General features: G+C 52.0%; 6 protein-coding genes and 1 CRISPR repeat array. All 6 genes read left to right on the plus strand.

Annotated elements, in window-relative coordinates; genetic code table 11:
- Positions 1–107 precede the first annotated feature (107 nt).
- Genes cas1f through cas6f form a run of 6 tightly spaced genes read left to right on the plus strand, consistent with a single transcriptional unit; the run spans position 108 to position 8,055 of the window.
- Complete coding sequence (cas1f, locus tag C6366_RS11770) at positions 108–1,064, plus strand: type I-F CRISPR-associated endonuclease Cas1f (protein WP_107738139.1); 957 nt, start codon at positions 108–110, stop codon at positions 1,062–1,064.
- Entirely contained in the window at positions 1,064–4,312 is a 3,249-nt protein-coding gene (gene cas3f, locus C6366_RS11775) for a type I-F CRISPR-associated helicase Cas3f (RefSeq protein WP_107738140.1), read from the plus strand. Before cas1f ends, cas3f begins: the two co-directional genes overlap by 1 nt.
- Positions 4,293–5,534 (plus strand): type I-F CRISPR-associated protein Csy1, encoded by a 1,242-nt coding sequence (locus C6366_RS11780; protein WP_146164842.1) that lies wholly within the window; start codon positions 4,293–4,295, stop codon positions 5,532–5,534. The genes cas3f and C6366_RS11780 overlap by 20 nt, the downstream gene beginning before the upstream one ends.
- Positions 5,527–6,420: a type I-F CRISPR-associated protein Csy2 gene (gene csy2 / locus C6366_RS11785; protein ID WP_107738142.1), complete on the plus strand. Its 894-nt coding sequence runs from the start codon at positions 5,527–5,529 to the stop codon at positions 6,418–6,420. The genes C6366_RS11780 and csy2 overlap by 8 nt, the downstream gene beginning before the upstream one ends.
- Before the next feature lie 2 nt (positions 6,421–6,422).
- Complete coding sequence (gene csy3 / locus C6366_RS11790; protein WP_107738143.1) at positions 6,423–7,460, plus strand: type I-F CRISPR-associated protein Csy3; 1,038 nt, start codon at positions 6,423–6,425, stop codon at positions 7,458–7,460.
- Between the two features lie 4 nt (positions 7,461–7,464).
- Entirely contained in the window at positions 7,465–8,055 is a 591-nt protein-coding gene (cas6f, locus tag C6366_RS11795; protein WP_107738144.1) for a type I-F CRISPR-associated endoribonuclease Cas6/Csy4, read from the plus strand.
- 136 nt (positions 8,056–8,191) lie between these two features.
- A CRISPR array of direct repeats spans positions 8,192–11,399; the repeat unit is 28 nt; unit sequence ATGAACCGCCGCGCAGGCGGCTTAGAAA.
- Positions 11,400–11,524 lie beyond the last annotated feature (125 nt).

Genomic DNA, 11,524 nt, shown 5'->3' on the forward strand with positions numbered 1-11,524 from the left:
TTGTAAACATGGTTGACCAGTATTCTGGCGGACAGGAAGCTTTGAAGTGACAATTTGAGATTTCGAGTTGTGGTGATGTGGAGCTGCCACATCAAAAGGCGACTACCATGAGCTTATTAGAAGAAAAGAAACATCTGAAATCAATCCTGCATTCAAAGCGAGCGAATATTTATTATCTTGAGCACTGCCGGGTATTGGTTAACAGCGGCAGGGTCGAGTATCTGACCCAAGATCGGGACAAACAGGCGTACTGGAATATCCCCATTGCCAATACCTCGGTGATACTCCTTGGCACAGGAACATCCATTACCCAGGCTGCCGTGCGCATGCTCTCCGCCGCCGGGGTCATGATAGGATTCTGCGGAGGCGGGGGCAGTCCGCTATTTGCCGGAACCGAAGTGGAATGGCTTTCACCTCAAAGCGAGTATCGGCCCACGGAATATGTCCAACAATGGCTCTCATTCTGGTTTGATTCAGGAATTCGCCTGGAAGTCGCTAAAAAGCTTCAGCAGTGGCGTGTCGATAACATTCGCCGGATCTGGGAGCATGAAGGTCTATACCAGGAATATGGGCTGTACGCTGATGACCCGGACATGCAGCGAATACTTGAACGCGCCGGAAAAGAGGTCATTGGTGCCGGGGATACGCAGAAACTATTGCAGATCGAGGCCAGGGCGACCAAAGGGCTATACAGGTACGTGGCTAAGACTTTGGACCTTGGCGATTTTACCCGGAAGCACGAGGGCGGAGACAGGGCCAACGATTATTTAAATCATGGGAATTATCTGGCCTATGGCTTGGCGGCCACATGCCTGTGGGTTCTGGGCATTCCTCATGGTTTCCCGGTCATGCACGGCAAAACCAGGCGCGGCGCGTTGGTGTTCGATGTCGCCGATCTGGTTAAAGACGCCTTGGTATTGCCTATCGCGTTCATCAGTGCTTTACGCGGTGATCGGGAACAGGAGTTCCGAGATACGGTTATCGACTTGTTCGTGACTCATAAGGCTCTGGATTTGATGGTAGATTCGGTTAAAGCAATCTGTTCCGAATACGGGCGGCCCTGATGATAGTTTTTTTTGTTTCCGAGTGCGCGAAAAAGGCCCGCACAAGAACCGTCCAGGTATTGGACAGCTTTGCGGAGAGAGTGGGGCAGAGCACCTGGAAAACCCGTTTGACCATGGAAGGGCTCAAGGCTGTAAAGCTTCTTTTGAGCCGGAACGCAAGCAGGCACACCGCGGTGGCTTGTCACAGGATTGTCGGGCACGCGAATACCAAGCTGTTGTGGATCATCGGCAATAAAAGAAAATTCAGCAGGTACGGGATTGTCCCTACGAATTATTCCCGGGTTAATTCTATCAAACAGATAGACAACGACTGGCATTATCTGGAGGCGATAAAGTTATGCGTGGCCCTGGCCGGACTGTTCCACGACTGGGGCAAGGCATGGGATGCCTTCCAGGATTTGCTCCGTGAGAACAGGCATACCGACTATCTGCGCCATGAATTCGTTTCTCTTCTTTTTTGGGCCGCTTTTGTCCAAGGCAAGGAACCAAAAGCATGGCTTTCTGATCTGCAACGCCCCCTTGGTCCAATGGAAGGGGAGTTGATTGACCGGGCTGGTGCTTGCCTTGAAGACGACTGTTTTCCCTTCAAGGCCCTGCAAGACCCCCTCTCCCTTTTGATAGGCTGGCTGATATTGAGCCATCACTTACTTCCCCATCCGGAAGATGGTTCGCTTTCGCCGTGCAATTCTCCTGAGAGGCTTCTACATTCGGTGAATTCTGAATGGGGATACTTGAAGAAACAGGTCGAGACGCATTGCGGATGGTCTTTTTCGCGAGGATTGCCCTGTCGCTCCCCTCTCTGGACCAGGCAGGCGGCTAAATGGGCCGGGCGAGGGAAGAATCTTGTGCAGAAAGAATTCTCTCTGGTCGGCGAGTGGGACATGGCCCTGCGGCAAATGGCTGTTTTGGCTCGAACCGCTTTGATGATCGGTGACCATGAATCCTCCCGCAAGGCGGAGAATCAGGGGAAGGACAAAAAGGGAAACAGTCATGCAGCCAAAGGAAACGGCAACCCCAACACACTGTGGGCCAAGTCCCTGAAAAAAGAAGACGAGTCCTCCCCGGTTTTGCTTGACTCCCATTTGCTTGATGCAACAAACGAGGCACTTTCTTTCTGCCATTTGTATCCCCATTTTGAACAAGGACTGGCATGTGTTGAATCCCCAGAGGCGATTGAAAGACAATCAAAAGGCGGTTTTGCCTGGCAAGACCGGGCTGCGGACAGAATACGCAAAAGTGTCAAGGAGTCTGGAATAGGGCAAAGAGGGGTATTCTGTCTGAACATGGCCAGTACAGGCACTGGCAAGACCTTTGGTAATGCCAAGATTATGAACGCTATCCAGGGTGGAAGGTTGAGATATACCCTGGCGCTGGGACTTCGCAGTTTGACTTTGCAGACAGGGGATGAATACCGGGACCGCATCGGCCTGGACAGTTCCGAACTGGCTGTGGTCGTAGGTTCGAGGGCTTTCCGGGAGCTTCATGAATCGCGGAGTAAACAGGAAAGTGAGAGTGAAGAGCCAAGCTGGGATATTTATTCGGATTGGAACGAGGTGATCTTTTCCTCCAATGTGCTGGATGAAAAGTTGTCCACCAAGCTGGCCACCCCCCAGGCCAGACAGGTTCTGTACAGCCCGATACTGGTTTGTACCATTGACCATGTTATGGGGGCCACCGAAGGGGTGAGCAGGGGCAGGCACATTCTGCCCTGGTTGCGGATGCTTTCCGCCGATCTGGTTATCGATGAAGTGGATGACTTTGACGGAAGCGATCTGGCGGCCATCCTGCGATTGGTGCATCTGGCCGGAATGCTGGGCCGTAACGTGCTCTTGTCCTCTGCCACCATACCTCCTGCCGTGGCTGAGGGGGCCTTTAATTCCTATCGGGAAGGCTGGAGGTTGTTTGCCCTCGCCAGGGGCAGACAAAATGAAATTTTGTGCTCCTGGATAGATGAAACCATGGGGGCCAGGGTTGCCAATATTGGCAATGGCTCAGAGTTTTCAAAGCAGCATGACAAATTCACTGCCTTGCGCATTAAAAAAATCCGGGAACAGCCGGTCAAACGCAAAGGAAAAATTCAACCCGTCAGCGTGGTTAATTTTTCCGGTCAGGTTCTGGAGTCAGTGCTGGAACTCCACAGACTGCATGCCGGCCTTTACAGAAACAAAAACGTGTCTTTCGGGGTGGTGCGCATGGCCAATATTACGCCATGCGTGAAAATGGCCCGTTTTTTTCTGCAGGCCGATCTTCCGCCGGATATGGAAATCAAGATTCTCCCCTATCATTCCAGGTTTCCGCTTATCTCCCGTCACTATATTGAAAAAATGCTTGATGCGGTACTCAAGCGCAAGGATTCGAAAAAAGCCTACGAGCACCCGGAAGTTTATAAACATATCAAGAATACGAGCAAGAAAAACGTCCTGTTCATGGTTCTGGCCACTCCTGTGGAGGAGGTCGGCCGGGATCATGATTTCGACTGGGCCGTGCTGGAGCCTTCTTCGGTCAGGTCCATGGTACAGATGGCGGGCCGTATCCTCAGACATAGAGAAAGACAAAGGCTTAATGCACCGAACGTCATTGTCCTGAGTCACAATATCCGGGCCTTGCTCAATGAAAAGATTGCTTACACACGCCCCGGCTATGAGTCAGGAGAATTGAGTCTGGATAGCCATGATCTGCGCGAAATCCTTGATGAGCGTATGGTCAATGAACGGATTGATTCCGGAATGAGAATCGGCCGCATCAGCAATCCAAGTCCTCAGAAAAGTCTTCTACACCTTGAGCATGTCAGCCTGGATTCGTTTTTAACCCATGGAGAAAGCAGTGATTACAAAAAGGTGTCCGGGTGGCTGCATGGGCCATATTATCTGACGGATATTGCTCAAAGGGCAAGACCATTCAGAAAAGGGAGCCGTGAGCAAAGCTTTTTCATCTTTCCGGAAGAGCCTGATCTGCGGCCAAAGTTTTATAAAAAGGATGACTCAGGAAAATACATTTCGTCTAATTATGATTTTCAGCACGTGGATTTGAGCTGGCAGGAGAAAAAACGCCTCTGGTTGCCGGCAACGTATTATTCCCAACTTGAGGATATCGGCAGGGAGTTGGGTCTGACTGTTAATCAGGCCGCTGCCCGGTTTGGGGAGATCTCCGTGCCGGAATACATGCTGGAGGCCGGACAGAAAGCGCTTTACTTCAATCCTGACCTTGGCTTGTGGCAGGAAAGGAACCTTGAAAGGCTGTTTGAATGAACCAAAGGGAGGTGAGCTTGTGACGCAAACATTGGAAGAATTGGCCGCACAGAAAAAGAAAGATTCCGGCGAGATGCTCAGAGAGAATCTTGGGCGGGAGCCGAAAAACATGATGCGCCCGGCTACCCATATCGGGAAGTATACTCATCCCCAGGCCAAGGATGATATGTCTCTTCTCTGCGAGAACTCAAAATGTGGGGGCGGATATGTTTGTTTCGGCAACTTTAGGACTGAATTGAATGATTATGCAGCAGGAAACGCAGCTGACTTACCCCACTCCAAGACCATGGAAGCAATGATGCAAGATGGAAGGAGCGTAAGAGAACACTTGAAGCAATGTTCTTCAGATCTAAGGCGTATTGCCTCAGTAGAAGAAAAAGAATTCAAAAGATGGGCGGAAAATTTTCAGGGAAAGGAAAAGCAGGGCAAATTCTCTTCCAGAACTGATTTTAAGCTTAAACAAGTTTATCTTCCTCTGGAAAATGATCAGTACAGAATACTGACCCTGCTGCCCTGTTCTGTGCTTATCTGGGAGTTGAAGTCCCGTATCAACTCCCGTGAATGGGAAGTAAGGATAGAAAACAACAAAGAATATAATTTCCGGGTCTCATTTGTTGATCAATGGGTGAGAAAATATGGCGGGACAAAGCCTCAAAATGTCAGCCACCTGAATAATGAGAACGGCGGCAATGCCAGAGTGCTGACATGTCTTCCGCCCTCGTTTGGAAGAGACTATGAATTGCCTAAACGCAATTTTTTCGACCAGATCTGGGTATACCTCCCTAAAAATCCTCAGGAAGCTCAAAAAGGAGTCGGCCATCTGTTCATTTCGCTCTACTCGTCTTTGCTCCAAGATCCCAATACCCTTTGGGCACGGAGGAAGAAAAAAGGCATTCTTCGGGCAATAATAGAACGCGGGATAATATGGCCAGCGGAAAAAATCATATCCAGTGCCGAGCCGGGCTGGTCCCTGCAACAACAATACGCTGCACTGTCCCCTGCTCAGAAAGCATGGCTTGATCCTTATGCTCCAGTCGATCCCGAAGGTGACAGGGGGCAGAGTACAGACTGGCAAGAGGAAATAGCGATGCAGATCAGCCGCTTTATTCGCCGGAACTTTGATAAGATGCTTCGTGTTGATCCGCAAAAAAAGAAAATTGAACTGGGTGAAGCCTTTTCGGGGGAAATAGCCAAGTTGGCCAAGGAGTATCTTGATGGATAGCTATCTTGTAATTCAGAAAATGGATGTGACCGAAGCAAGCATGGATTCCTGCCCTATCGTCAATGGTTTTCCGGGAGTTCCCGCGATTATGGGATTTGTTCATGCCCTTCAGAGAAAATTGCAATCAGGTCACCCTGGGATTCTTCTCCCCCTGGCTGGTATTTCCTGCCATTATTTTGACCCAGGGGTCCATAAGACCGGGAGGGAAACAAGGCTCTCTCTGAGCAAGAACCCGCCTTATCTCAAGAAACACGTTGAAAAAGACAAAAATGGGCTTCTTAAAGGTGTTCCGTTTATTGAGGAGGGAAAGGCGGACATGCGGGTCTCCCTGATAATAAAAATTCTGGGTGAGGACTTGAGTTTCAAGGACCTACAGAAGGGTGTCCAGGCCATTTTGCCTCTTTTGCGTTTTGCCGGAGGCACGATCTGGGGCGCGGAAAATATTGTTTGCCGGAACTGCGGTGATGAGGAGGATGAAAGGCATTTGCTGCGCCTGCTCATGCCCGGCTTTGTTCTTGTTGAGAGGAGAGATCTGATAGAACAATCGATGGAAGATGGGAAGGATGCTCTGGATGCGTTACTGGATCATCTTGAGGTACGTCGTGTGGAAGATGAGAACGGTCAAACCGTTGGCTGGGGCAGAAAAACTGAAGAGCCGGGATGGCTGGTTCCCATCGCTGTCGGCTACCGGGCCATATCCGAAACTGGGCAGGTCAAAAACCAGAGAGACCCTGAATACCCGCATTGTTTTGCGGAGAATGTGGTTACATTGGGCGAGTTTGTCATGCCCATCCGTCTGGATAGGCTGGGAAAAGTTCTCTGGCAGTCGAATGTGGACGAAGCCAGTGGACTTTTTGTGTATACAAATCAAAATAAAGGAGAATAGTCATGGCAAAAAACGAGAACAAGGCATCTGTATTGGCTTTCGACCGCCGTTTGTCCAGTTCTAACGCGATGTTTTTCGGGACCAAATGGGATAGAAGGAAAGATAAAGATGTTGGTCGTCCTTTGCCCGTTCAGGAAAAGTCAGTGCGGGGAGTGATAGATAATCGCTTGAAAGACAAAGATCAAACTCAGACCAAGGTGGAAGCAAGCATTGAAAATCCAAACTTGCAAACGGTTGATTATTGCGCCTTGGGGATGGATGAGGACACGCTTCGGGTCCTCTTCAACATTCAGGTGGCCGGGAAAGTGGAGCCCTGCGCCTGCAACAACCCGGCGGTGAAGGAAAAAATTCGAGAAATGGTCTCCGAGTTTGCCGAAAGTGACGGGTTTGTTGAGTTGGCCCGGAGATACGCCGTCAATCTGGCCAACGGCCGTTTTTTGTGGCGTAACCGCTTGGGAGCGGAACAGATCGAGATAACGATAAAAGCTGATGGCAAGGATTATGTATTTTCAAATATCCCACTCACTGGATTCGACAAGCTGGAAGAGGAAGTAAAAGAAAATGCCAAAGAGTTGGGCAAGAAAATGGCTGACGTGCTGTCCGGACGTAATAGTCATCTCAACATGGAGGTTGATGCCTGCGTAAAACGTTTTCCGGGGATGGAGGTCTATCCGAGCCAGGAACTGGTCTTGGATAGTTCCAGGGGCAAGGGCAAGAAAAGCAAGCATCTTTTTCAGGCGAATTATAAATATCAGGGCAAGGACTTCCAGGCAGCCGCCCTGCATCCTCAAAAGGTGACCAACGCAGTTCACACTATTGATGATTGGTATCATCCGGAGGCGGACAAGCCCATTTCAATTAATTCTTACGGGGCTGTTACCAGTGAAGGAAAGGCTTACAGGGAGCCAAAGAATAATGATTTTTATACCTTGTTTGACAGGGCTGTGCAGCAGGGCTTGAGCAAGCTTGATCCCAATGAGCAGAAGTACATGATGGCCATGTTGATCAGAGGAGGCGTATTTGGAGAAGGAGGTGAGTAATGCCATGCGTAAATATGTTCAAATCACCCTGATCCCGGATGAGGTTTCCGGTGTTACCGGGCCGGTTTTAATGAGCCATGTCATGCAGGCATTGCATAATCATTTTGTCCGGATAAAGGATAGCCGGGATTCCGTTCCTTTTGGTGTTTCCTTTCCTGAATATGATGAAAACAAGCCAACATTGGGAGACAAAGTATACGTCCATGGTTGGGACAAAGATTTTTCCTCCAAGGATATTCCAGGAGCACTGTCCAACCTACGGGATTACCTGCACGTTACTTCACCCCGACTGATACCCGGATCAAGGATCAAAGGTTATGTTGCCTATTCCAGGCTCAGGCATGACCACGGCAAAGAAAAACTCATGAGAAGAAGAATGAGACGGCATGGTGTTACCAGAGAAGAGGCTGAAGAGTACTATGCTGACTATCAGCAAGATTTTTTTCCTGACGGCCCTTTTGTCCTGATTCGAAGTACAAGTACGGGGAACAATACCTATCCATTTTATATCAGACGCCTTTTCTTGGACTCCCCTGGTGAAGGAAAATTCAACACCTTTGGGATCAACCCCGCTGCAGGCGTGGAGTATTTCTGATCGACCTTGCTCATTGCAACGCGAACAAAAGCATAGCAATTTCAAATGGTTAGATTGCACATCCACAAGAGAAGGCAAAGCAGGCACTCCTAACATAACCACTTGTTTTATTAATATTTTCTCTCAACTTGTTCTTATGAACCGCCGCGCAGGCGGCTTAGAAAATCCAGGTGTCCGGCGGTACCGTGGCCGCTATATGAACCGCCGCGCAGGCGGCTTAGAAACTAAGTTTATATCACCGTTTACCCCGACACCTATGAACCGCCGCGCAGGCGGCTTAGAAATCGTGGAGGAGATGCACCGTTTCAAACACTGAATGAACCGCCGCGCAGGCGGCTTAGAAATTGATGAGCGCCAACGCTCAACGGCCCACGGCATGAACCGCCGCGCAGGCGGCTTAGAAATGATCCAGCAGGGCCATGCGGTGATCATACGTATGAACCGCCGCGCAGGCGGCTTAGAAATACGCGGAGATGCAGATCCAACTCATCGACGCATGAACCGCCGCGCAGGCGGCTTAGAAAACCCCGTCGTCGATCGTCACGCTTCCCGGCGCATGAACCGCCGCGCAGGCGGCTTAGAAAAGCTCGTCAATCACCAGCGTGGACCCGTGCTCATGAACCGCCGCGCAGGCGGCTTAGAAAACCGGGACAGGCTCCCAGGTCGCCTCGATCTCATGAACCGCCGCGCAGGCGGCTTAGAAATCAGCCGTGTTCCGTATGGACCGGCGCAGGTAATGAACCGCCGCGCAGGCGGCTTAGAAAGCGTAGTTCTTCCTGGCTCATGGTTTTGCTCTATGAACCGCCGCGCAGGCGGCTTAGAAATGGATACGGATTGTTGCAAAAGGGATATCCGTATGAACCGCCGCGCAGGCGGCTTAGAAATGTTGAGAGCGACCCCTCCACCAGGGCCACGTATGAACCGCCGCGCAGGCGGCTTAGAAAAATCACGTTCCTTCACCGGCTTTTTTCGTTCCATGAACCGCCGCGCAGGCGGCTTAGAAATTTCAGGAATCCCAGGCGGTCCCAGAGAAATTATGAACCGCCGCGCAGGCGGCTTAGAAATTCCCCGAGGACACCATGGACACGTTCAAGACATGAACCGCCGCGCAGGCGGCTTAGAAATGGATCAAATGGCGGAGCCGCGCCCGTGTAACATGAACCGCCGCGCAGGCGGCTTAGAAATCAGATATGCCCCGCTGGAGCACGACCACGACATGAACCGCCGCGCAGGCGGCTTAGAAAATGTGCCGTTTGGCTGCTGGTACGGCATCGAGATGAACCGCCGCGCAGGCGGCTTAGAAACCGTAGATGATCTCTACATTGCCGTACTCGTCATGAACCGCCGCGCAGGCGGCTTAGAAAAGTTTGGCGGCCTCCCACTGCTCGATGAACTCATGAACCGCCGCGCAGGCGGCTTAGAAATTTGAGATAACGCCCGCTGAAACCCTGGAGCGATGAACCGCCGCGCAGGCGGCTTAGAAAATTTCAGCAATGCGTCCATCACAGCGGATATTATGAACCGCCGCGCAGGCGGCTTAGAAATACCAGCATGTGGCCGAACTCTCGGGCACGTCATGAACCGCCGCGCAGGCGGCTTAGAAAACCCAGGAATCAACGCCGCCCCGTTGGATACCATGAACCGCCGCGCAGGCGGCTTAGAAATTTGAGGCCGTGGTGGAGATGTCCGAGGGGAGATGAACCGCCGCGCAGGCGGCTTAGAAATCCAGCTGAGTGGTCAGGGTCGCGGCGTTGGCATGAACCGCCGCGCAGGCGGCTTAGAAAAGCCCGTGGCCCACGCGATCCGCGAAATAATCATGAACCGCCGCGCAGGCGGCTTAGAAAAGGAGCACGGAGCAGGTGTCGGCCTCGGAGTTATGAACCGCCGCGCAGGCGGCTTAGAAATGTTCTATCGTCGAATCATAGACCACCTCTTCATGAACCGCCGCGCAGGCGGCTTAGAAACGACGTGTACGAGGTGCGGCCCGAGGTGGTCGATGAACCGCCGCGCAGGCGGCTTAGAAAAGTTGGTCCAGGGACCGCAGCCCGGCCAGCAGATGAACCGCCGCGCAGGCGGCTTAGAAATCCCAAAAACATCATTTGGCGGTGACAAAAACATGAACCGCCGCGCAGGCGGCTTAGAAATCCGGGTCTGCGTTTTTATTCCATCCAGGATGATGAACCGCCGCGCAGGCGGCTTAGAAATCAGCGGCAATTGAGATGCATTCTTCCCAGTAATGAACCGCCGCGCAGGCGGCTTAGAAAATTGAAGAAAATAACCGGCTGATGCAGGAAGTATGAACCGCCGCGCAGGCGGCTTAGAAAAGTCACGGAACTCTTCACGGCCACCACCAAATATGAACCGCCGCGCAGGCGGCTTAGAAAATGGTCTATTCCGTCATCGAACAAATCAAGGCATGAACCGCCGCGCAGGCGGCTTAGAAATTCCTGAAGCGCTGCGTCCACAACAACGAGCAATGAACCGCCGCGCAGGCGGCTTAGAAATAGGTCCAGCGTCAGGCCGTGCTCCGGTTTATATGAACCGCCGCGCAGGCGGCTTAGAAATTTGTCGCCTGGCACGAGACCAACATGGGCGGATGAACCGCCGCGCAGGCGGCTTAGAAAACGCGGCCCAGCCCTCTAAATCCGGGATAAAGATGAACCGCCGCGCAGGCGGCTTAGAAAACGGAGATCCTGGCCTGGTTCCAGCGCCGGATATGAACCGCCGCGCAGGCGGCTTAGAAAGCCCGGTGACCGTGGTCCTGGAGTCCGAACTGATGAACCGCCGCGCAGGCGGCTTAGAAAAGCTTGGCCGGGCCTTCGTGGTACGGATTCAGATGAACCGCCGCGCAGGCGGCTTAGAAATGTCTCGGATGTATCCAGCTTCATTTGGCATCATGAACCGCCGCGCAGGCGGCTTAGAAAAAGTTGAGCAGCTTGGCGAGACCCCGTCCACCATGAACCGCCGCGCAGGCGGCTTAGAAATAGAACCTCTTGACCAAGTGCGGCATCAGCTTATGAACCGCCGCGCAGGCGGCTTAGAAACGCGCAAAAACGCCCGAGGGCACCAGCCGTGTATGAACCGCCGCGCAGGCGGCTTAGAAATCATGGATCGCCCCGGCAATCTCCTTTTGGGCATGAACCGCCGCGCAGGCGGCTTAGAAATCAATGCCGTTATCGCGGGCATAGCCCCAGAGATGAACCGCCGCGCAGGCGGCTTAGAAAATTGTGGGCCTCGCTCGTAGGTAGGTGAAAGAATGAACCGCCGCGCAGGCGGCTTAGAAATCGGGGAGGAGATGCACCGTTTCAAACACTGAATGAACCGCCGCGCAGGCGGCTTAGACAGGACTTTAACCGCATCGCGCCAAATCCAGCCTTTTCCGCAATAATTTCTGCATGTTAACCTGGCCCTTTGCGTAAGACCCTACTGATATCTCTGCTTTTTTGTCAAAAAAACGTTTAATTTTATA

Source organism: Desulfonatronum sp. SC1 (genome assembly GCF_003046795.1).
Taxonomy (GTDB): domain Bacteria; phylum Desulfobacterota; class Desulfovibrionia; order Desulfovibrionales; family Desulfonatronaceae; genus Desulfonatronum.